The sequence below is a fragment of the Idiomarina sp. 28-8 genome (assembly GCF_000320945.2).
GTDB classification, from domain to species: domain Bacteria; phylum Pseudomonadota; class Gammaproteobacteria; order Enterobacterales; family Alteromonadaceae; genus Idiomarina; species Idiomarina loihiensis.
On sequence record NZ_DF266791.1, the window covers coordinates 1 to 23,756 of the forward strand.

The window sequence follows — 23,756 nt, forward strand, 5'->3', positions numbered from 1 at the left end:
ATTACAATTTGCCAAGCACCAACTTCGACATCTGATTCCCAAACATTTTTATACCCCAAGCTATATTCCGTATGTAAAATACCCTTTACATTCGGAGTGCAAGAGTTTAAATTTATTTGATCTGATATCTTTCCGTTAGTATTTGATAACGCTTGATATGAGGTTGAAGTATTTGCTTGATCTTCAACATCTTTAATGAAATTAAAATAAGCAATAGCTCCTTCAATTGGCGCCCCTGTTGAATCACGTAATACCAGTGACCAATTCAATCTGTTGTATGCTTCTGTACCAGCTTTGTATACTTGAATGTAACCGTTTTTCCATACAGAACCTATAGAAATAAAAGGTAGTTGACCAACACCAATTTCAATCGACTGTTGTTGGCCATAGTCAGTAGCATTCACAGCTGCTAACGACTTTGGTTCTTTGGAAGTTAATTCAGTATCGAGAAATGGACTAATTACAATCTGAATAAATGGCTCGGAAGGAACATTATGATTTCGGATAATTGCGCCAAAAGCGTCTACTCGCCAATAACGATTATCGGCGGGATGGACTTCCCAGACTTTGCTAGACACTTTTAACAGTTACAATGTAACTAAAACTAGAGGTGTTTATGAGCAAAGGCAAACGGTATACCGAAGAATTCAAGATTGAAGCCGTCAAGCAGGTCACTGAGCGCGGCCATTCAGTTTATGACGTCGCTGATCGTCTGGGCATTTCCGTCAAGTCACTTTACGACTGGCGAGCTAAGTACGGTCAGGACAGTAAAACTAACCAATCCTCCGATGAACAACTGCGCATAGCGAAGCTTGAGGCTGAGCTAAAACGCGTTAAGGAGGAACGGGATATACTAAAAAAGGCCGCAAAGTACTTTGCAGGCGAGTCCGAGTAAAGTACGCCTTTATCCGTGATCACCAAAATCAGTTCTCTGTTTCGGCCATGTGCCGGGTGTTGAAATTGAACCGAAGTGGTTTCTATGCCTGGTTAAAGAAGCCTTTGAGCGATCGCGCCATAGAAGACGCACGACTGTTAAAGCGCATTAAAGCGTTCTTCATTGCCAGTGGCGGCACTTACGGCAGCCCCTGGATCCACAAAGACTTACGTGAAGCCGGTGAAAAATGCAGTGTTCATCGTGTTGCTAAGATCATGCGCCTCAATAAGCTCAGAGCTCAAATCGGTTATAAGCGTCGTCATATAAAAGGCGGTAAGCCGGGCCGGGTTGCAGATAATGTCTTAGAGCGGCAGTTTAATCCTAAAGCACCCAATACATCGTGGGTAAGTGACATCACCTACGTGCGAACTTACGAAGGCTTCCTTTACGTGGCGACTGTTATCGACTTGTTCTCCAGACGCGTTGTCGGCTGGTCAATGGACAAAAATATGGATAAACACCTGGTTATCAGAGCACTGCTCATGGCCGTTTATCAACGACGGCCGAAAGAGAAAGTGTTGGTGCATAGCGATCAGGGGAGCCAATACGGTAGCTCTGATTACCTGGCCTTCATGAAAGAGCACAACCTAATACCATCGATGAGCCGACGTGGGAACTGCCACGACAACGCCGTTGCTGAGAGCTTTTTTGCCACGTTTAAAAAGCGGGTTATCCGAAAGAAGATTTACCCGAACAGGAACGAAGCGAAGACTGAGATATTTAATTTTATCGAGATGTTTTACAATCCCCAAAAGCGTCATTCTCATACAGGCGGTGTCTCGCCTGCTAACTTTGAAAAGGCGTATTTTGATAATCTACAGACTGTCTAGTGAAAGCTGGGAAGTCCAGGAAACTCCCTTATTTTAGGAATATGACCCGCCATTATTTATCTAGCTCCCAGTACATGATAACGATGTAGTACAAAGTATCATTGTTTAGTTGCTAGAAGGATTGAAATTCACATCCGGCGGGAATGTAACATACCAGGGCAACTAGAGTGTCGCGAACAGGCAATGCACCATCCCATCCTGCTGAACCATCGAAATATGTAACATTTCATTCTAAAAAATCATTAATTTTTTAGCCTAATTTGACGTATCAAAACACTATATGTTGTGTTACATTTTAAGTATGTTACTAAGTATGGTTATGTCACTGGGGATAACAAATGTCGAGTGCTAATTTACACAAGGGTTTAAGAGTAGACTAGACCAACCCACCCACTCGCTTGTTACATTTTTCTCAAGACATAACAAAATTTAATAAGAAGGATTTTAGCGAATGTCGTACTCAACCTTTAATCAAGAGCAGAATAACCCGTTAACGGAGCCTATGTTTTTAGGCAACTCCGTTAACGTTGCTCGCTACGACCAGCAAAAACACAGCATTTTTGAAAAGCTGATTGAAAAACAAATCAGCTTTTTCTGGCGACCTGAAGAAATCGATGTCAGCCGCGACCGCATCGACTTTAACAAGCTAACAGCCAGTGAAAAGCATGTGTTTATTTCTAACCTGAAGTATCAAACACTGTTAGATTCGATTCAGGGGCGTTCGCCGAATATCGCGTTACTGCCTATTGTTTCTCTTCCGGAACTGGAAACCTGGATTGAAACCTGGTCATTCTTTGAGACCATACATTCGCGCTCGTACACACATATTCTGCGTAACCTGTTTAGTGACCCCAGCGAAGTCTTTGAAGATATCGTCATTAATGAGCAAATTAAAATTCGCGCGAATGACATCTCCAAATACTACGATGATCTTATTTTCTATACTCAGCTGTTGCAGACGCACGGTGAAGGCGATGTCGTTGTTGAAGGCAAAACCCACACCGTGACCCAGCGGGAAATTAAGAAGAAACTATTCTTATGCATTAACTCAGTTAACGCGCTGGAAGCTATTCGTTTCTATGTCAGTTTCGCCTGCACGTTCGCTTTTGCAGAACGTGAGTTAATGGAAGGCAACGCAAAAATTATTAAATTGATTGCCCGTGACGAAAACGTTCACCTGACATCGACACAGCACATTCTTAATTTGTGGCAATACGGCGAAGATGACCCGGAAATGAAAGAGATTGCCGAAGAACTGCGTGACGATGCCTATGAAATTTTCATGACTGCAGTGAAGCAGGAAAAACAGTGGGCGCACTACCTGTTTAAAGACGGCTCAATGATTGGCCTGAATGAGAGCATGCTCTGCCAGTACGTCGAATATATTGCGAACTTACGTATGCAGGCCATTGGCTTTGATGCACCGTTTGAGAACCAGCGCTCCAACCCATTACCGTGGATGAATAAGTACCTGGTTTCAGACAACGTTCAGGTAGCGCCGCAGGAATCAGAAATCACCTCTTACCTTGTTGGTCAGATAGACAGCGAAGTTAATGCTTCCGACCTTGGGGACTTTGATCTCTAAGCTATGGCTAACACCTTTAAAGTCACTGTCAACGGTGGGCCCGAACTTGCCGTTGACGCGACTGAAGGCACCTTACTCGAGGCCTTAGAAAAGCATCAGTTAGAAATGCACTACCACTGCCGCAGTGGTTTTTGTGGTGCCTGCCGTAGCACCCTAAAGTCCGGTAAAGTCCGTTATACAACAGAACCTCTGGCTTATGTCAGAAAAGGCGACATTCTGCCCTGCTGTTGTGTCCCGGAGTCAGATCTGGACATTGACCACTAAGTATTATTCATTAAATCGATTGTGCCCATCGTGCAGAACAATTGTTAACCAGCAATAAAATCTGGATAATGGCACCATAAATTTTTGTGAGAGAGGTATTTCATGTTTACAGTCATTTTTGGACGTCCGGGTTGTCCTTTTTGTGTTCGTGCCGTAGAAGTTGCGGATAAATTAAAAGCCGATATGGAAGATTTTGATTATCGCTATGTCGACATTCACGCTGAAGGCATCAGCAAAGCTGACCTGGAAAAAACGGTAGGCAAACCGGTACAAACGGTTCCTCAAATTTTTGTCGACGAACAACACGTTGGCGGCTTCACAGAATTTGAAGCCTACGCAAAAGAAAACTTAGGGCTTTACACTGCATAACTTTGTGTAAGTAATGTAACCCTATCGTAGAGGCGCTATTTAGCCGCCTCTATTGCTTGTTTAACCCGCTTTTCTGACACCGGATACTTGGTTCCCAGCGTTTGCGCGAAGAATGATACTCGCAGCTCCTCAATCATCCAGCGAATTTCAGCAACGTCATCCGGAACCACCGAGCCTTTATTTTCATACGCTTTCACCGCTGCTTTATACTGCTCTTCCAGATTTGTCAGAGTCAGTGTCATTAACCTGTCTTTATTCGGGTCAACCGGCAGTTTTTCTAGCCGACGTTGAATAGCTTTTAAATAACGCACAATGTCACTCAAACGCTCCCCACCAAAAGCAGAGACAAATCCGGCGAACACTAAGTTATCCAGTTGGTCCTGAATATCGCCCCGGGACTGGATTTGATCCAGTGGAATTTTACCTTTAAGAGACTTTCTAACCTGTTGTGACAATAGCAGGCACTGTTCAACTTCCAGTGCTATTTGTTCAACACGATCATTCAAATTAGCACGAACAATATCTTTTAATTGCTCAAAGCCCTTTTGTTCACGGAGCTCATTGCCCTGTTCAATCTGATCCTGAACCAGGCCATCTACCGCCGCTGCTATACAGTCCGCTATTAACGCATCCACTTTACCCCATGGGTTAAAGTACATGGCCAACTTAGCTTTATTCGAGAGTGACTTCTGTAAATGCTTAATAGGTGACGGTATTTGTTGCAGTAACAATTCGCGTACACCGGCTTTATGATGCTTCTTCGCCTGCTCTGGGTTATCGAACAATTGCAGCGCAACCTGTCCCTTGCCTTTGTTGATTAAGCCCGGATACGCCTTAAGCTCAAAACCTTGCTGACGTTCGGTGATGACTTCCGGCAAGTCATCGAAGTCCCAGCTATCGACACGCTCACGACTAATATCGTCACCCGCGGTTTTCTCCAGCCGTTGCTGCACTTTACCGGACAACTGCTGCTGAAGGCTTTGCAAGTCGCGCCCCTGACTTACCAGTTTCTTACCGTCAAAAATCTTAAAGTTCATGCGTAAATGAACCGGTAGCGACGATTCACCCCAGTTTTCTTCCGGAACCGTCACGCCGGTCATACGGCGCAACTTAGTCGCCATAGCGTCGGTTAAGCGCCCTTGCAGCGGCTCAACATCGGCTATAATCGCGCCAGCGAAGTTAGGCGCCGGTACAAAATTACGGCGTAAGGTTTTTGGCAGCGACTTAATTAAGTGAGCAATACGCTCCTCGCGTAATGCAGGAATATGCCAGTCGAAACCTTCGGGCTTCACCTGATTCAGAATACCCAGCTGAATATTCACACTGACACCGTCGTCTTCAGCGTTAGGCTCAAAATGGTAACTTAACGGCAATCGCAAGTTATCTTGTCGCCAAAACTCCGGGTACTCATTTTCGGTAATGTGTTCGGTCTCACCGGCGATAAGGTCGTCACGCTCAAAAAACAGCAGTTTAGGCTCTTTTTTGGCCGCCTTATGCCACCAGCCTGCCAGCAACTTTTCGTTATAGATGCCTTCGGGTATGGCGCGGTCATAAGCCTCGAACAGCACCTCTTCATCCACCAGAATATCGCGCCGCCGTGACTTCGCCTCCAGCACCTGAACATCTTCTATCAACTTTAAGTTGTGTTGAATAAAAGGCAGCTTGCGCGTTAGCTGTGAATTAACCAGCCCTTCGCGAATGAATATCTCCCGGGCTTTAACCGGTGAAACCGGACCAAACTGGACACGTCTTCTGGGTACCAGAATAAGTCCCAGTAACGTGACCTGCTCATCGGCAATAACACTGCCTTGCTTCTTCTCAAAATGAGGCTCAAGGTATTGTTTTTTCACTAAGTGTGGCGCGGCTTCTTCTATCCACAGCGGGTCAATATCGGCATTAATACGCGCATACAATTTTGAAGTTTCCGCCAGTTCAGCAGTAACAACCCACTTGGGCGGTTTACCAAACAAACCTGAGCCCGGGAAAATATGAAAACGCGTTTGCCGTGTTCCCTGATATTCGTGTCGGTCTTCTTTAAAGCCCACCTGAGACAATAAGCCAGTAATTAAAGCCCTGTGTACTTGCTCGAAAGTGGCAGGTTCTTCATTAATGGATAACCCCATTTCCCGAACCGTTTGTCGGCTCTGCGTGTAAATATCCTGCCACTCACGCAAGCGCATAAAATGAATAAACTCACGACCCATTTGCTTACGGAACTGATTCCCTGACAAGGCCTTCTGCTGCTCTTTGACGTAGTTCCATAAATTGAGAAACGCCATAAAGTCAGAGCTCTTGTCACGAAAACGCTGGTGCCATTCATCGGCTTTTTGCTGCGCATCGTGTGGCCGTTCACGCGGGTCCTGAATACTCAGAGCCGCGGTAATTATCAGCATTTCACGGACACAACCATATTGCTGTCCAGCTATGACCATTCTGGCCAGTCGCGGATCCAGAGGCAGCCGTGACAGCTGTCGTCCTGTATCTGTTAATTTCGGTTGTTCATTTTTACGCCCGGGTTTAATGGCATGCAGCTCTTCCAGTAAGTTCAGACCATCTTTGACAAAACGTTCGTCGGGCTTCTGCACAAAAGGAAACTGGCGAATGTCACCCAAACGCAACGACGACATTTGCAATATGACCGCCGCCAAATTGGTACGGAGAATTTCCGGATCGGTATATTCCGGACGCTGCAAAAAGTCCTCTTCACTGTATAAACGAATACAAATACCCGGACCAATACGGCCACAACGGCCTTTGCGCTGGTTGGCGCTGGCCTGTGAAATAGGCTCAATAGGTAAGCGCTGCACTTTAGTGCGGTAGCTGTAACGGCTCATGCGCACAGTGCCCGGGTCAATCACAAAGCGTATGCCCGGCACGGTTAATGACGTTTCTGCTACGTTGGTGGCAATAACCACACGCCGTTGACTGTGCGACTGAAACACACGATTCTGCTCGTGCGACGATAAACGCGCATACAAGGGCAAAACTTCCGTATTACGCAGTTGCAAGTCACCAATAGCGTCCGCGTAATCACGAATTTCTCGCTCACCGCTCGCAAAAATTAGAATGTCACCTTCACTTTCCCGCTGCAGCTCTTCTACCGCGTCGCAAACGCTCTGAAGTACGTCTGCATCGGCTGCTTTGCCGTCTTCTTTTGGCGGTCGATACCGAACTTCCACCGGATAGGTTCGGCCGGTTACCGTCAGTACGGGAGCATCATGAAAGTGTTTGGAGAAACGTTCGGTTTCAATGGTCGCTGAGGTAATAACAACTTTAAGATCATTGCGTTTGGGCAGCAGCGTATGCAGAACACCCAGCAAGAAGTCAATATTCAGACTGCGCTCATGCGCTTCATCAATAATAATGGCGTCGTATTGCAGTAGCAGAGGGTCTTGCTGCAGTTCGGATAACAGCATACCGTCGGTCATTAGCTTTATTGCTGTCGTTGGTGCGGTCTCATCCTGAAAGCGGATTTTATAACCCACCTGCTTTTTCGCATGATCCTGCAGCTCGTCACCAATACGGGCGGCAACACTACGAGCTGCCAGACGTCGTGGTTGAGTATGACCAATGGTACCCTTGCGACCGTAACCCAGTTCCAGCAACATTTTCGGTAGCTGAGTGGTTTTACCCGAACCGGTCTCACCGGCAATGACCACCACCTGATTCTGCTCAATGGCTTTTTTAATGTCATCACGCTGCTGGGCAACCGGCAATTCTTCGGGGTAACTAATATGAAACTTTTGCTGCTGACGTTCTAAGTATGCCAGCTCGGCAGTTTCAATGTCGGCAGCTATCCGCTCCAGCACTTGCTGCTGTCGTTGCTCGTTTTTAATTTTACTCAGACCACGCAAACGACCGCGCAAAAGCGCGGCCTGTTGTTTTGTACATTGCTCTAATTGTGTCTGAAATTTATCAACAAAAGGCTGACTTTGTGATTTATCGTGCGATTTTTGACGACTCATAGACTCCGAACTTATTCATCCTCGTTATAAATAGCAATATGGGCATCACCTTCGCCCTTAATATAGCCACGATACATACCTTCGGTATTAAACGGCATAGCAATATTGCCTTCTGCGTCAATAATAATAACGCCTCCGGTACCACCCGCTTGTTCCAGCACCCCGTGAATGACTTCATCGCCGGCCTCACTGACCGAAAGCCCTTTATACTTAACCCGCGAGCAGATATCAGCCGCCACATGGAAGCGAATAAAATATTCCCCGTGTCCAGTAGCAGACACTGCACAGCTGTCGTTATCCGCCCAGGTGCCGGCACCAATAATGGGGGAATCCCCTATTCTACCATAACGTTTGGCTGTCATGCCGCCGGTTGATGTGCCTGCACTTAATAGCCCGTTTTTATCAACAGCCACAGCACCTACTGTGCCGTATTTGTAATCTAAATCCAGATACTCCCAGGCTTGCTGCTCTGGCTGTTCACTTTTCTTAATGGTTTCCTTGGCGTTTTGTAGCTGCTGATAACGGTGCTCAGTATTAAAGTAGCTGTTCTCGACCTGCTCCAGCCCTTGTTGCCGGGAAAACAGCTCTGCGCCTTCACCACTTAGCATGATGTGTACCGACTCTTCCATTACTTCACGCGCCAGTTCTATTGGGCTTTTTACTGTCTTCACACCGGCAACGGCTCCGGCATTGCCATTCAGGCCTTCCATTAACGAAGCATCCAGCTCATGTTCTTCGTCCCAGGTATAAACCGCGCCTTTACCAGAGTTAAACAGCGGCGACGCCTCCATTACCTGAATAGCCGCGATAACAGCGGTGGTGCTGTCACCGCCTTCTTTCAATATCTTACGCCCAGCCTCTAAAGCTTCCGTCAGTTTATCTTTGTAGGCTTGTTCTTGTTCGGCAGTTAAATTCGCGCGGGTAATAGTACCGGCTCCGCCATGAATGGCCATAGCGTATTCAACATCATGGTCATCCGCCTGTACGGCTGGTAATAGCGATCCAAACGCAGCGGTGGCAAGTAATGCAGATAAGTAGAGCTTTTTCATTCTGACCTCGATTTTATTGTTATAGGCTAGATTGTTAGTCACAACATAGTCGCAGGAAAGCAACGAACTGACAACGAGGAGATATTCAGATGCCGACTTATCGCGTTGAGTACACACACTTAGGCGACAGACAACAAATTACGCTGGAAGTAGATAATGAAGCACTAGATAACGAACAAAAGTTCAGAGACTCCGTTGCACAACGTTTAGCTGAACGCATTCTGCCTCACGCTGAACTTGCTTTTCGCCACGAAGATGACCGCACATTAGAGCAAAAACTGGATAAAGCTTACGACGTGCAAGTGAACAAGATTGAAAGAGAGTGAGTGACCAGCTCCCTGACGATGTCGACCTATCCGATGCCGAATTCCGGATACGAAGCATATTTACGCGTTGGTTAAAAACAAAACCAGCCTAGTCATTTTTCGAGTAAAAGAGGACGCTCTAGGGAAGTTGCTATGGACCGATTCTTACAGCGAAAACAGTGCGACTACCACTACTGACAGAGAATGGGCTCAGTATGAGGTGGCTGGCCCGTTGTTATGCACGGGGGCTTTGTAGTTTAACTATGCGTCGTATATAAGCCCTCTGTATAATATTGCATGGTTTTATTGATATCACTGCGAAGGCAATTCATAGATTCTGCGTACTCTATATAGTCTTCGTGGGACGTTAAGCCATATGCGTCAATAACTTCTCGTACGTACTCAAATTCCGATTGTACTGCATCAGTGATATCCAGGTGGAAATAGACATCGCCACCTGCATTAATATAGCGAATCAACATGTCAGCTAAGTGACGACTTTTTAAAAAGTACGGGGAGAGCAAAGTCAGTACATCTAAAGAATTGTCCTCACGCGCTATTTCATCTAAATTTTTATCAAATTTTGTCGCAAACTCACCAATCACGTCGTCTTGGCGCCCCCGTTTCAAGTCAACAATTATAGTGAATTCATCGTAGCAATTGGACTGAAGCTGGCGAGCCTTAGGAATAGTTCGTTCCAAACGTTCTTGAAGAAACAGCTGCTGTCGTCTCGTTTCAGCTCCCAGCTGAATCTGAGTCGCTTGTCGCATCTCACGGCGGGTTTTATCGAATTCATCTCTCTGAATAACAATTGATCGGAAAAATATTAGAGCGGAGCAAAATGCGATCACTGGCGTAGCGATACCGGAGTAAAAGCTACCAAACGCAGCCCAGTCTGTGGGACCACCTGGCGGTAAATTATTAAACTCTTCATAGAAAAAAAGCGCTGGGGCAATAAGCCCAACCAACGCTATCGAGATAACCCAGAATACTTTTTCTTCCGGATGCCTTACTTTCTTATTTTCCAGTTCCCTTCCTTTGCCCATAACATCCCCTTCTAAACTAACTTCTTCCCAACTAATATCATTGCAGATTGCGCGCTCACCCAAAAATAATTTAATAAAAATTATCTTTCATGATAACTACTAAATCTAACTCATTCAGAATAGTCAAACCAATTCCTATACAGTCGGTTATCCAATTCGCCGAAAGCATCTACCTCTTTATTGTAACTATTCAAGTATGCTTCACCTTCAAATCCAAGTTCTTTTAAAAATCTATTAACGCTTCCCTTTTCTATCATAATTCCCATTACATAGTGGCGGTAAGTATGAACATCCCTACCGTTTCTTAGGTACTTTGACATTACTTGAAGAAGATCAATGCTAACTTTTATGTAATTGAATATATAACGTCCTAACTCTTGCTCACTAACACTATTAGGCAAAGCTTTTTTTAACTTTTCCGCCCCAAACTTTCTGAAGCTCGAAGATAACGACAGTCGCTCAATACGCGTCTTTGGAAAAAAATCAGCAAAACTGGTATCCCATGCACCTTTCTCACGTGCATAACGCTCAATAGATTTTTCTAACTGTCCTTGAATATGAGCTTTTTGCTTTAGTTCCTCAGAGGCATTAAGTAATTCATTCGCTCGCTGTTGCGCTAACACTGCTTCGTGATGAAGCTTTACGGTATCTTTCATTGCCTTACTTGCTCGCCTAAATTCAATTCGTTGTATTTTCAATGAACGATAAAACAAGAACGCAGAACCTAATGCTACAATCGGAGTAACAATTCCCGAAAAGTATCCTCCAAAGTCGGCCCAGCCTTCCGGCCCACCCCAATTAAAATCCCAGAAAACTGCGGAGTAAACGATTATAGTCAGGGCCATGACAATTACAGCCGAATACAGAACCACTTTCGCATCATTTTCCACAACCCAGCGCTTTAACCGGCGACACCTTACCTTTAATCGTTTCCCTTTGCCCATAACTTCCCCTTCCCAATCAAACTGTCAACTGGTTGGTTGCTAACTAACATCATAATGATTTGTGGATTTCCGATAATTACATGACCCGGCGTGCTTGTCACGGGTTCCGGAACACGGTAGGTTTGAACAATAAAAATAATAAAAAAGTCAGGGTGGCTGTATGCAAGTAAATTATTATGGTTTTCAATTCGAAGTTAGTGGTGATTTAAATATCCTTGATACAATTATGTTTCACGAAGCTAGCTCCCCAGTTTTATACGATGGACTGTCGTATCCAAGGTACGTCTATCTTGATAGCAAAAGTAGTTCTAATTACATTGTTGGAGTTATAGTTACAGAAAAAGACAAGTCATCTTCCTTAACTTTGGATAAGAAAACGATGACTCTGACTCGAGAAAGCCTTGATAATGACGAAACCGAAGTTAACTACTTTCTCATAAGCAAAATTAACGGGCTTGGGATATATCAGCATTACCATAACTCTACATCCGTTAGGCAGTTCAATGAAATTCTCGAATGTCTTGTTTTTAAGCGGAAAATGGCTGTTCTTGCTAAAAAAACAAAAGATTTAAACGACGACAAGGAAAAAAAATTAAGAAAAAAATTTAAGGTGGAAGTTAACTTTTCAGCCATATATGAAAAAGGAGGCTTAAAAAAGGTTCTCGAGGAATTTGACAGGATTAAGAGCTTCCAATACACATTTGCAGAGTTAGAAGACGATGTCCGCGCCAATGTTCCAGCGAGCACTTTTGCTTATAGAAAAACAGAATGTGTAGTATACGGTGACGGGCCAGTCGCAGATATCGGCCGCGCGATAGACACTTTTGTCAAAAACAGATCACTAAGAGGCGGTAAAATTAAAGTTTTAAACGCCTCAAACAGACTTAAGACAGTTGATATTTTTGACAATATGATAAACTTTGGTGAGCAAGAGTATGACGGTTTTTTGACAAAAATCCATAAAAGAAAAGCAGCCGCCCTTCAGGGCAATCCTATTATCACAGAGTTAATAAACGCTGCGAACAATGATAAGCAAAAGCGATTCACGGCAAAGATAAAGAACTAAAATGCTCCACATAACTAAAAGTCTAGGTTGGATAATTGTTATCGTCAGCTTTATATTTTGGTTGGCGTTTGGGGCCTTGGTGTTTTTTGCATGTGATGGTTCGATATTTGATTTTTATTCAAAAAATTTACGAGCAAGCTCTTTCACCGCCTTCCTAACGATATCTATATTTTTATTATCACTAAAGACCTTTATCGTCACAACGATGAAGAAAGAAGTGTTTGACGATAAAAAATACCTTGAAAACTACACTGATAGATTTCCCAGCCTCCATCAGGCATATCGGGATAGAGTCTGGGTCATTAAGGGTATTGAGGAGGATGATAGAAACACGGATGTCAAGTGTCGTCACTTATATTTCCCACTCAAGAATTTGTCCGATACTTTGTTTATTTCTATCATATTAGCGATTTTCGCAAGTATCTCGCAGTTCACACTGGGATTCATCAACTCCCCATGGACAGCTGGAGCAGCCCTTTATTTCGCTGTTTTATCTGTTACTTGTCTATAGCCTTTTCCAAATAAAAGGTAATATCGACAGCGTGCTTACATCAGAATCGAAAGCTAGTGATGTAATAAACCAGAATAAAAGCTAAGTATATTAGCTTTCCCCGCTGCTGTAACTATTTCTCAGCTAACTAAAGTTTTTCAAAAAAACTCGCAGACCGACGAAATTCCCTCTCTCTGCGGAACAAAAACCACTCGAATCCGCGCAACAATAGTTACTCAATTAACCCACTGGAAGACACTATGTCGGCTCATAAAACCGTTGCGCCAGCGATTACCCCCCAAATTAGCCACCTAATCGCGGCTCCATCAACTTTTTGGGTGTCATCATAGTGCTTCCACTAACTAAAAAGGAGGTATTTATGCGCAAACGAGAATCAAAACGTGAACGCAAACAAAAGCGTAAAATCAAGACTGCGGTTTTAGCATTTGTCGTTCTTACAATATGTAGTCTCGCTTCAATTAGTAAAGCGTTTTAATACCAACCGGCAGCGTGATCACGCATTTGTGCGTTTCATATTCCGTCGCTGACGAGCGACTGGATATATTAAATGCGTCTTAAATTCAGCCTTTAACGCGAAAAAGTTATTAAAGTTGAAGTCTTTGAGGCGACAAAGAAAAATGCACCAATTTTTGTGAAATGATTGGTTCGTGCACTGATTAAAACACGAGCATAGCTGGGGATGGCCACCTAGTTATTTTATCCGGATAAACGCTCTTCCAATATACAGGAAGAAACGATGAGAGATGTTCAAAGAGAAATTTACTACGTGGTTTTTGCTGACAAGGAAACAGACCTAATTGGCGCTAAGAACTACATTGATTACGAGACCGCGGTTGAAAGAGCGGAGCTGACAAGGCGACATGAACGTTATTACGATGTTTATGTAACTAGAGTTATAGACGTAGAGATGCCCCACTAGGCTTTTTATGCGCACTTATCAAGAACTATAGATCTATCAGTGTATTTCTATAGGTCCGCCTCCTGGTAAAGGTTGCCGCTGTTATGAAAAATAGGCGTACCTTCCTTCACATCAATAGTTTTTGTTAAATTACCATCACTAATTTTGACAAAAACGTAATAGGATCCCCTGTACGCAGGTGAAAAACTAATGTCAGTTGAGGATTTTGGAAAAGAAAAAACTGTCTATGTGACGTTTTTAGACACTAAACCAGAAGAGATTGTAACCGTCGCCTGTGCAGGGCTATAAATTGCTATAATCGTTCAACATCGGCTAGAGCAAATGGGGGAAGCTCGATGTAAAGGCGGCTAAACTAGCCGCCTTCCAATAAGTTCTAAGCAACTGATTAACACATTACCTTTATCGTAATAACTTTATTTCCTTCGCTGTCATAGTAGTGTTTATCGCAAACTTGGCTGTCCCAGCCATCACCTCCACCGCCACCAACTCCAGGTAGTGAGGTGCCACCACCATTAGATGGAGGGATATAATTACCACCACCGCCGCCGCCACTTGGACCGGATGTCGTCGGCGTACCAAATGCATCTTCAAGAGCCTCAGCGGCACAAGGTGAAACTTCCAGCGATGTAACTGAGCTATCAGTCATAACTGACCAATAATTTCCGCTGATATGGGTTTTCGTTGCATCTAAACTAATTGAGATGCCATTACTGATAGGCGACAACTTAAATGCAACTACTGACGGTTCTTGGTTGTCCTCCGTCGCTAACGGATCGGGAGTTAAGAAAGTGAAGAATGCTGTTTTATCAACCAATTCATTATCCCAGCTGATTGAGACAGAGAATCCTGACTTCTGTAGTCCTAAACCGAAACCATTGAATTGAAAATCATCAAAGTCATCCGTTCGTTGTAAGTTTTCATCCAAATAAGCCTCATTTATTTCTGCTCTTAACCTATTCTTAAATTCCCCGGAAGTAGCTGCTTTCACGGCTTGGTATTCAGAACTTTCCGTACAAGAAAATTCAGAAGATGAGTTGGTAGTCGATGCCACATTGACCATAGATGGGCTTTGACCATTAACCCATTGCTCATAAGCAGTTGCTGTAGCAAATGAATCACTAACCTTACTCGCAACGTTTTGAAGTGCTCCTGATAAATCTTCAGTGTACTGCACGCCGTCTCTAATCATATTCTTAATAGTAGAATTATGATTATGCTGCTCAACCTGCAGTTGCATAGTCATTGGTGTCCCCCCTTGATTAGTGTGGCTAGAGCGAAACCCCCAAAGCGTACCTGTAGACTTATTCAATACCGCACTAAACACGGGTTGGCTATGACATACCTGGTTCCCAATAGTTATGATTTCATCAGGATTACCTGACGTGCAATGGAAACTCGGAATAGTCCGATCTCTGATGATATTTTTGGCCTCAGTATAACTACAATCATCGCAGGTAAATGCTATAACGTCAGGATCTGCTGCTTCAGCAAGAGGCGAAAAACCAAGGACAGTGGCAATCGCTACTCCGCTAACTAATGAATAGATTTTCATAATTTTTCCTTTTTTATAATCTAAAAAACGAATTAAAACAAAAAAACAACATCTCGATACATACAAGCATCGATAAGTCTATAAGTCAAACTTCATATTTTTATAGCTGCATAGTTCAGAACTAATACCAGATACTTTCTACTGCCAGCAATCCGAGCTATCACATAGGAACTACGTTGGTTAATAGATTGAGATTGAAAGAGAGTGAGTGGCTGAATTTATCTGCGGGCTCGTGCTATAGTTTTCCTTTTCCGCTGAGCAGTTAGGCTTATGGCACAAAACGAACAAGAAACCTTCTACTGGCACGATTACGAGACATGGGGCGCAAACCCGTTAGTGGATCGCCCTGCACAGTTTGCCGGCTTGCGCACAGATACCGATTTTAATGTTATCGGCCGGCCTTTAACACTTTACGCTCAGCCCACACCGGACTTTCTGCCGAATCCGGAAGCCACGTTAATTACCGGTATAACCCCGCAGCTTGCTGCGAAGCAAGGTGTCGGTGAAGCGGAATTCAGCAAAGCCATAGCAAATGAGTTTCAAAAGCCCAATACCACCATTATTGGTTACAACAACATTCGCTTTGACGATGAAGTCACCCGTTTGCTGTTCTATCGCAACTTTTATGACCCTTACGAATACAGCTGGCAAAACGGCAATTCACGCTGGGATTTAATTGATGTGGTGCGAGCCTGTTTTGCGCTACGCCCTGACGGTATTAACTGGCCGGAAAACGCCGACGGACAACCCAGTCTAAAGCTGGAGCATTTGAGTGTTGCCAATAACATTGAGCACGGCCAGGCGCACGACGCTATGTCAGACGTTTACGCGACCATTGGTCTGGCAAAACTTATCAGCGAGAAGCAGCCTAAGCTGTGGCAGTGGGCATACAGTATTCGCCGTAAACAAAAGTTACTGAATTTGTTTAACTGGCAGGCACCGGAGCCTCTGGCCCATGTCAGTGGGTTTTACGGTACGGCTAACCGCTATTTGTCGGCTATATTGCCACTAGGCTTTCATCCTAAGCAAAATAGCAACGTTATTGCCTGGGACTTGCGCGTTCCGCCCATGGATTTTGCCGATAAATCGGTAGAGGAATTAACGGAGTTAACCTACACCAGTCGTAGGGAACTGGAAGAGCAAGGCTTACAAAAGAGCGGCATACAAAATATTCACTTGGGTCGCTGTCCTTTCTTAGCGCCTATTAAAACTATTTCTGCTGAAGCTGCTGATAGTGCCGCATTAGATACAGCCGCCCTGGAGACAAACGCCAAATGGTTACAGGAAAACAGCGACTTTCGCGACAAACTCATGCAGGTGTTTGAGCAGACCAAAGAATTTGCCCCCAGAACCGACGTTGATCACCAGATATACGACGGCTTTTTCTCTCCTCAGGATAAAAAGCATATGGAGATTATCCGTTCGTCAGAGCCACACCAACTGGCAGGGTTGGAACTGGATTTTCAGGACAAGCGTATGCCTACGCTGCTGTTTCGTTACCGGGCGCGAAACTACCCGTCGACTCTTAGCGACAAAGAACTAAATAAGTGGCGTCTGTTTTGTCAACAGCGCTTAATAGAGCCGCCAGAAGGCTTATTGTCCGCAGAAGACTTTGCCCTGAAACTAGAAGACTTGGCGAACCAGCATCAGGAAGATGCGCATAAGCTGCGGTTACTGAAATCACTGTATGACTACGCAGCATCTCTCTGACGCTAACGCGTCGTTCGATTACATTATAGTCGGAGCCGGCTCTGCCGGTTGCACCCTTGCGAACAGACTCACAGAATGCGGCAAGTTTCGGGTGTTGTTACTAGAAGCAGGAGCATCACATGGTGGACTATTTTCTGACATGCCCTCAGGCTTTGCCCGCTTTATGCATAGCCGCAAATTTAACTGGCTTTACCGAAGCCATAAAGAGCCGCAACTGACTAACCCCAAAGGTTGTTATACACCGCGAGGGAAAATGCTGGGTGGCAGCAGCGGCATTAACGCCATGATTTATACTCGGGGGCTCTCCAGTGACTACAATTCTTGGGCAGCTAAAGGTAACGACGGCTGGAGTTACAACGATTTATTGCCTTATTTTATAAAAAGTGAAAATAATAGTCGCGGTAACTCAAACTACCATGGAAATAGCGGCCCCGTAACCGTATCCGATGTATCCCCCTTTTACCCGGTATCAAAATGTTTCTTAGAAGCCTGCAGCGAATTTGGTTTGCCGCCTAACCCGGACTTTAACGGCGTACACCTGGAAGGACACAGTTCATACCAGTTCACAATGAAAGATGGGAAACGTTGCAGTGCTTACCATGCCTACCTGAAGCCAGCACTGAAACGAAACAACTTGACGGTAATATCCGGATGCCTGACCGAGCGAGTGGCTTTTTCAGGGAAAAAAGCGACCGGAGTCTGTTATCAGCAAAATGGTCGCCGATACATAGCCAGCGCAAGGAAAGAGGTTATCCTTTGTGCGGGCGCCTTTAACTCCCCCAAAATTCTCATGCGCTCCGGTGTAGGCTCTGCATCAGAGCTTGCAAAATTTGGAATAGAAAGCGTTTATGACAACCCGGCTGTCGGTAAGAACTTGCAGGAGCACGTGGACGTTAGCATACAATGTAAAAACAAAATGAGAGACGGCCTGACACTGAGTCCTCTGGGGTTAATCAAGCTCTCAGTACCTTTTATTCAATATATACTCTCTAGCAAAGGCCAGCTGGCACACTCACTTGCTGAAGTCGGAGCTTTTTACCGCTCATCGAATGAAGTTAAAGAACCGGACATTCAGGCTCATTTGTTGCCGGTCATGTTTAATGACAGCGGCTACGACTGGAATCCTACTTTAAAACACGGATTCACCTGTCATGTCTGCTTGTTACGCCCAGAATCACGTGGTGCAGTGCGCCTAAACCCGGAAAACTCAATGGCTAAACCGCAAATTACTTATGGCTTTTTAAGCGAAAAGAGTGACCAGAAGGCCTTACTCAACGGTATAAGAAAAGCATTAAAGATACTGAAGCAACCGGCTCTGGCAAAACATAATGGTGGGATCATGTTTCCCAATCCCTGCTTAAGCGACGCCGAACTTCTGGAGCAGATAAAATCCAAAACTGGGCTTATTTATCATCCTGCGGGGACTTGCAAGATGGGGCCTAAAAACGATACCGGGGCTGTTGTAGATCCTGAATTAAAAGTAATAGGTGTTGAGAAACTCAGAGTAATAGATGCATCCATTATGCCTACCGTTATCAGTGGTAACACCAACGCTCCTACTATCGCTATAGCTGAAAAAGGCGCCGACTTAATAAAAGCCGACGCCTTAATTCACTAACTCAAGTTATAAGGTAAGAGCTAAGCTTTTTTATTCCCTACTCTGAATAACCTTGCCAGTGCCGGAATTAAGATAAGTGCACCCAGCATATTCCACAGGAACATAAAGGTTAGCAATATACCCATATCAGCCTGGAATTTAATGGGTGAGAATATCCAGGTAGCGACGCCTATAGCCAGCGTTAAGCCAGTAAAGCCGACGGCCTTGCCGGTGTTATCCAGCGAGTACTTGTAGGTTTCCTGCAACGACATGCCCTGCTGCAAGCCTTCTTTCACTTTACTGTAAATATAAATGCCGTAATCGACACCAATACCAACCCCTAAGGCAATAACCGGCAAGGTAGCCACTTTAATGCCTATGCCTAACACCGCCATAAGTCCCTGACTCATAACAGTAGTAAAGGCCAGTGGTAGTACAATACAGGCTACCGTGCGAACGCTACGGAAGGTAATAAAGCACAGCACGATAACGACGCCATACACCCACAGCAGCATCTTGTTCTGGGCTGCTTCTATAACTGAGTTGGTTGCCGCTTCAATGCCGGAGTTGCCTGCCGCCATCAACAGCTCTAAACCTTCCTGCTGATAGTTCTGGTTAAACTCGTTAACCGAACCAACCACATTCTTTAATGTTTCCGCTTTATGGTCGTCCAGGTAAATAATGACTGGCGCCATTGAACAGTCGTTATTAATCAAACCATCCGGAATACGGCTTAAAGAGGCGTTAGTAACGTATTTATTACGGTTTAAGCTAAACCACTTAAGGTTACCCTCGTTTATGCCGAACATGCCCATTTTAGAAACGTAGACGACAGACTTAACGTCCTGAACACCGCTGGTATTTTCCATATGCCAGCTAAAACGTTCCATAATCTCAAGGTTATCGTAGGCAATACATTGCTCAGGCGCGGAAGCCGCCATCACCACAAAAATATCGGTACTGGAGCTGTAGTTTTCAACAATAAAGGCATTGTCCTGATTGTAGCGACTGTCCGGGCGAAGCTCCGGCGCGCCTTTATCAAGGTCACCTATTGCCATATTTTGACTGTTCACCAGACCCCAGGCCAGCATAATAAGAGCAACAACTAGTGCCGAATAGGCCCATTTAGGCTGAGTAAACTTAGCGAAGAAATCAAATAAAGGATGACGCTCGCCTTTTATTTTCTTCTGATAAGCAACGCCGTTGTCCGAGGTTCCCAGGTAGGACATCAAAATAGGCAGTAACCCCAGATTGGTCAGCACCACCACGGCGACACCAATACTGGCTGCTATAGCCAATTCTTTTATGACTTCAATATCGATAACCATCAAGGTCGTAAAGCCAATGGCGTCACTTGCCAGAGCCGTTAACCCTGCAATATACAGACCGCGGAACGCTGTGCGAGCTGCAGCGACTTTATCAAGTCCGGCAACCCGGTTAGTACCAATTGCATTTATAATCTGTACGCCATGCGAGACACCAATGGCAAAGACCAAAAATGGCACCAACATCGAGTACGGATTAATACCACTGCCTATCAATTCAATAATGCCAAGCTGCCAGATAACCGCAATAATTGAGCAGCTAAGGACCATAAAAGTGCTGCGCCAACAGCGGCTGTAAAAATAAAGCATGACCAGGGTAATAGCTATGGCCAACAGGAAGAACAGCCCCACCTGCTCAGCACCTTCTATCAGATCGCCTATCAGTTTCGCAAAACCAGTAATGTGAATTTCAATATCTTCACTTTGGTATTTATCGCGAACCAGAGTTTCCAGCTTTTCAGAGAACTCTTGATAATCCAGTTTCTCGCCAGTTTCAGGGTTAACTTCATCCAGTGGAATATAGACGATGGTTGACTCAAAGTTATTTGCAACGAGATTCCCTACTTCCCCCGAACGCAGAACATTGGTTCTTAATTGATCTAATGATTCTTCACTACCGTCATAACCATCGGGAATAACCGGGCCGCCAACAAAACCTTCTTCCGTTACCTCCATCCAGCGAACATTGGGTGTCCATAAACTGCGAAGCCCTGAGCGGTTGACGCCCGGAATGAAGAAAATTTCATCTGTAATTTTTTGCAGTTCTCGTTGAAAATCGGCTTCAAAAATATCGCCGTCTTTATTTTCAACTGCCACCCTAACAACGTTCCCCAGGCTGGCTAAGTCGTCCTGATAATCAAAATAGTTTTGAATAAATGGATGGTTAGTCGGGATCATTTTGCTCAGGCTGGCGTCAGGGCGAACCTGCGACGCGTGATAGCCCAGGAATAAGGTCAGTAACAAAAAGACGATTAGCCAGGGAGCACGCACCGTGAACAATAACTTCTCCAGCACTCCTGCCGGTTTATTCGCACTCGGATTATCCATTACTTCGCTCCTTGTTGCGTTGCTGTTGCCATGGCTTCTTCTTCAGTGATTTTGGCCGGCCAGTGCAACAAACCACTACGCCCAGTCATAATCCATTCACCGTCGGTTAGTTCAATAATATCAGTCATAACCGAACCGCTCGGGTGAGTTCTCTTTTTAACCTTGAAGTTCTCGTCAACTTCAAGAATGGTTCCTGAATGCCCGACAATTAGCTGAGTACCATTTTCAGTGTTTATTCCCGCAGAAAGATTCACTCTGGTTCCTGTATCAACGGTTGTAAAGCTTTGTCCTTTATCGTCTGAGACAAAAGCATTGCCACGCAAACCGTAAATCCATACACGCCCCCCGGCATCAATGTGTCCGCCAAAAAGCGAGCCGCGATAAGGCGAGTCAAGGGTCTCCCAACTCTCACCACCGTCGTGGCTAGCGAAGGCTAACCCGGCTTCGCCGACAATATATAAATCATCACCCTGACCAAAAATAGTATTTAAATGATAACCGCCCGGGTTTTCCAAACGACTCGAGATAACCTGCCAGTTTTCACCGCCATTTTCGGTTTTCAGGAAAGTACCATAAGCGCCAATCGCAAATACCGTTTGATTGTCTTTAGCATAAAGGTCTAAAAAGGGCTTGCTGGGTCCTTCCTCCTGAGCAACTTCTATATTACTGATCTGAAACTGAAGTTCTTCAAGCTGCCATTCAAGCTCACCTATCACGTATTCATCGTCAGTTGATTCAAGTTCTTCTTTCAGTTTTTCAATACGCTGTTCAAAATAACGTTTTTCTAACGTCATTAGTTCAAAACCATCTAACTGCCGTTTCCAGGTTTTACCACCGTCTTCGGTTTTAATAATGACACCATGATGCCCAGTCGCCCATCCGTTCTCTTCGTCGGCAAAAGCGACGCTCGTTAGAAGAACACTGGTATCTACCTTAGCCTGTTCCCAGTCATCGCTCTCTTTCCAGATAATACTTCCATGCGCGCCGACGGCTACAAGCCGCGCCCCAACAGTCGTGACTTCAATAAGCACTTCGCTTTTAATTCTGTCTGATGACAATGCTGGTGCACTGATCACGTCATAATCAGTAATTGTTGTTGTGTCGCTATCCTGTGCGAGCACTGTGGTGCTAAAAATAGCTCCCAACAACACCCCTATTGGGGTTAAAGACAAGCGCATGGAACCTCCCGGGTACTAAAAATGTCATAGGATTGTATAAGCTCAAGATAATTTGAAAACCTTTTTTCGTTAATTTCGTGCTTTTTTTCGTTAAAGTATTGCTTGAGAGGTCAGTCCTCTGGCAAAGTGATGTTGGAAAGTAGAACAACAAGGAAAATTATAATGAATAAACTGATGCTAAAAGCTGGCGTTTTTGCCATGTCGGTGATTTCCGCGAGCGTTGCGGCTAAGGTATCACCGGAAGAAGCCGCAAGGCTTGGTCAGGATCTAACCCCAATTGGTGCTGAAAAAGCAGCAAATGCTGATGGCTCTATCCCGGCCTGGAACGGTGGTTACTCTGATCATTCGGTGGAAGTTGTTCGCGGTAATAACCCATTTGCCGATGATAAGCCGTTATTTACTATTACTCATGACAATTTAGATGAGCACAAAGAACACCTGAGCGAAGGCCAAATCGCCATGTTCGATAAGTACTCAGACTATAAGATGATTGTCTATCCAACCCGCCGTTCGGCAACATACCCAGACGAGCTTTGGCCTAAAATTAAATCAAACGCTGAAAGTGCAGAAATGGTCGCCGGTGGTAATGGTGTCGAAAACTTTGATACAACCATTCCGTTCCCTATCCCTGAAAATGGCTTAGAGGCCGTATGGAATCACATTACCCGTTACCGTGGCGGTGCTGTAACTCGTAACGTTGCCCAGTTCCCGGTGCTATCTAACGGTGACTACGTAACTGTTGAACTAAAAGAAACTTTGGTATTCCCGGAGTATCTTGAAACAGGCCGTCAGGAAGCCGACGACAACGTTCTGTTCTATTTTATGCAGGAAGTTGAAGCCCCTTCTCGCTTAACTGGCACAGTTCTATTGGTTCATGAAACCATTAACCAGGTCAAAGAAGGTCGTCGCGCATGGATTTATAATGCGGGTCAACGCCGTGTTCGCCGTGCACCTAATGTAGCTTATGACGGACCGGGCACAGCAGCAGACGGCTTACGTACTTCTGATAACCTGGATATGTACAACGGAGCACCGGATAAGTACAACTGGGAATTAAAAGGTAAGAAAGAAGTTTATATTCCTTACAACAACTTCAAAATCATGGATCCTGAACTGAACTATGACGACATTATAAAAGCTGGTCATATGAATCAGGACTTGATCCGCTATGAAAAACACCGTGTTTGGGTTGTTGAAGGCACTTTAAAAGATGGTGAACGCCATATCTATTCTAAGCGTACAATGTACCTTGATGAAGATACCTGGACGGCGTCACTGGTTGATCACTACGACGGACGCGGCGAGCTATGGCGTGTTGGTGAGGCTCTGAATACTCAGTTCTATAACCAGGACGTTCCATGGATGGCAGCCGAAGCATTATATGACCTGAATTCCGGTCGTTACATATCTCTTGGGTTAGGTAATGAAGAAGACCCTTACATGGAATGGGATATTTCACCAAGCCGTGAAGACTTCAGTACTAACGCATTACGTCGTAAAGGCTTCCGTTAAGCGAAACTCGCTTAGTGGAACAAAAAAGGAGGCAACTGCCTCCTTTTT

The 23,756-nt window shown here is 44.8% G+C and carries 18 protein-coding genes; 10 read left to right on the forward strand and 8 right to left on the reverse strand.

Going from position 1 to position 23,756, the window contains the following annotated elements:
* The coding region (locus RJ32_RS07915; RefSeq protein ID WP_034821005.1) for a hypothetical protein at positions 1-578 on the reverse strand (578 nt) is incomplete at its 3' end.
* 38 nt (positions 579-616) lie between these two features.
* Here RJ32_RS07915 and RJ32_RS07925 point away from each other — a divergent pair.
* The 4 genes from RJ32_RS07925 to RJ32_RS07940 all read left to right on the forward strand — a co-directional run bounded on the left by RJ32_RS07925 (position 617) and on the right by RJ32_RS07940 (position 3,982).
* A protein-coding gene (locus RJ32_RS07925) for an IS3 family transposase (RefSeq protein ID WP_145914819.1) occupies positions 617-1,764 on the forward strand; the annotation gives its coding sequence in 2 pieces (ribosomal slippage) (positions 617-854 and positions 854-1,764; 1,149 coding nt in all).
* A gap of 451 nt (positions 1,765-2,215) precedes the next feature.
* Positions 2,216-3,349 carry a class Ia ribonucleoside-diphosphate reductase subunit beta gene (gene nrdB, locus RJ32_RS07930; RefSeq protein WP_011234610.1) on the forward strand — a complete coding sequence of 378 codons (1,134 nt, stop codon included), beginning with the start codon at positions 2,216-2,218 and terminating at the stop codon, positions 3,347-3,349.
* Positions 3,350-3,352: 3 nt separating this feature from the next.
* A complete protein-coding gene (gene yfaE / locus RJ32_RS07935; RefSeq protein ID WP_011234611.1) occupies positions 3,353-3,613 on the forward strand; it encodes a class I ribonucleotide reductase maintenance protein YfaE in 261 nt (86 codons plus the stop codon).
* Between the two features lie 102 nt (positions 3,614-3,715).
* Positions 3,716-3,982, forward strand: a complete 267-nt coding sequence (locus tag RJ32_RS07940; protein ID WP_011234612.1) for a GrxA family glutaredoxin — start codon at positions 3,716-3,718, stop codon at positions 3,980-3,982.
* A gap of 35 nt (positions 3,983-4,017) precedes the next feature.
* On the opposite strand, the gene hrpA is transcribed toward RJ32_RS07940, so the two are convergent.
* Both hrpA and RJ32_RS07950 read right to left on the reverse strand, forming a co-directional pair.
* Positions 4,018-7,947 carry an ATP-dependent RNA helicase HrpA gene (gene hrpA / locus RJ32_RS07945; protein ID WP_034821009.1) on the reverse strand — a complete coding sequence of 1,310 codons (3,930 nt, stop codon included), beginning with the start codon at positions 7,945-7,947 and terminating at the stop codon, positions 4,018-4,020.
* 11 nt (positions 7,948-7,958) lie between these two features.
* Positions 7,959-8,996, reverse strand: coding sequence for an isoaspartyl peptidase/L-asparaginase family protein (locus RJ32_RS07950; RefSeq protein ID WP_034821011.1), 1,038 nt, complete (start codon positions 8,994-8,996; stop codon positions 7,959-7,961).
* Positions 8,997-9,085: 89 nt separating this feature from the next.
* On the opposite strand from RJ32_RS07950, the gene RJ32_RS07955 reads away from it, so the two are divergent.
* A complete protein-coding gene (locus RJ32_RS07955) occupies positions 9,086-9,322 on the forward strand; it encodes a hypothetical protein (protein ID WP_034821012.1) in 237 nt (78 codons plus the stop codon).
* 236 nt (positions 9,323-9,558) lie between these two features.
* On the opposite strand, the gene RJ32_RS07960 is transcribed toward RJ32_RS07955, so the two are convergent.
* Entirely contained in the window at positions 9,559-10,410 is an 852-nt protein-coding gene (locus tag RJ32_RS07960; protein WP_145914820.1) for a hypothetical protein, read from the reverse strand.
* A gap of 47 nt (positions 10,411-10,457) precedes the next feature.
* Positions 10,458-11,291 (reverse strand): hypothetical protein, encoded by an 834-nt coding sequence (locus RJ32_RS07965; RefSeq protein WP_034821018.1) that lies wholly within the window; start codon positions 11,289-11,291, stop codon positions 10,458-10,460.
* 160 nt (positions 11,292-11,451) lie between these two features.
* Between RJ32_RS07965 and RJ32_RS07970 the strand changes: the two genes are divergently transcribed.
* Positions 11,452-12,357 (forward strand): hypothetical protein, encoded by a 906-nt coding sequence (locus tag RJ32_RS07970; protein WP_034821021.1) that lies wholly within the window; start codon positions 11,452-11,454, stop codon positions 12,355-12,357.
* 1,247 nt (positions 12,358-13,604) lie between these two features.
* Positions 13,605-13,787, forward strand: a complete 183-nt coding sequence (locus tag RJ32_RS07980; protein ID WP_034821028.1) for a hypothetical protein — start codon at positions 13,605-13,607, stop codon at positions 13,785-13,787.
* Between the two features lie 385 nt (positions 13,788-14,172).
* Here RJ32_RS07980 and RJ32_RS07985 read toward each other — a convergent pair whose 3' ends face one another.
* A complete protein-coding gene (locus RJ32_RS07985; RefSeq protein WP_145914822.1) occupies positions 14,173-15,339 on the reverse strand; it encodes a hypothetical protein in 1,167 nt (388 codons plus the stop codon).
* A gap of 270 nt (positions 15,340-15,609) precedes the next feature.
* Here RJ32_RS07985 and sbcB point away from each other — a divergent pair, with 270 nt between their 5' ends.
* Both sbcB and RJ32_RS07995 read left to right on the forward strand, forming a co-directional pair.
* A complete protein-coding gene (gene sbcB, locus RJ32_RS07990; protein WP_034821034.1) occupies positions 15,610-17,049 on the forward strand; it encodes an exodeoxyribonuclease I in 1,440 nt (479 codons plus the stop codon).
* The gene (locus tag RJ32_RS07995) at positions 17,027-18,667 is read left to right on the forward strand and encodes a GMC family oxidoreductase (RefSeq protein ID WP_082815450.1); all 1,641 of its coding nucleotides are present in this window, start codon (positions 17,027-17,029) and stop codon (positions 18,665-18,667) included. Before sbcB ends, RJ32_RS07995 begins: the two co-directional genes overlap by 23 nt.
* Before the next feature lie 20 nt (positions 18,668-18,687).
* Here the strand turns inward: RJ32_RS07995 and RJ32_RS08000 are convergent, their stop codons facing one another.
* Positions 18,688-21,018 carry an RND family transporter gene (locus RJ32_RS08000; RefSeq protein WP_034821037.1) on the reverse strand — a complete coding sequence of 777 codons (2,331 nt, stop codon included), beginning with the start codon at positions 21,016-21,018 and terminating at the stop codon, positions 18,688-18,690.
* Entirely contained in the window at positions 21,018-22,196 is a 1,179-nt protein-coding gene (locus RJ32_RS08005; protein WP_034821040.1) for a YCF48-related protein, read from the reverse strand. Before RJ32_RS08005 ends, RJ32_RS08000 begins: the two co-directional genes overlap by 1 nt.
* A 162-nt stretch (positions 22,197-22,358) precedes the next feature.
* Here RJ32_RS08005 and RJ32_RS08010 point away from each other — a divergent pair, with 162 nt between their 5' ends.
* Complete coding sequence (locus tag RJ32_RS08010; protein WP_034821043.1) at positions 22,359-23,708, forward strand: DUF1329 domain-containing protein; 1,350 nt, start codon at positions 22,359-22,361, stop codon at positions 23,706-23,708.
* Positions 23,709-23,756 lie beyond the last annotated feature (48 nt).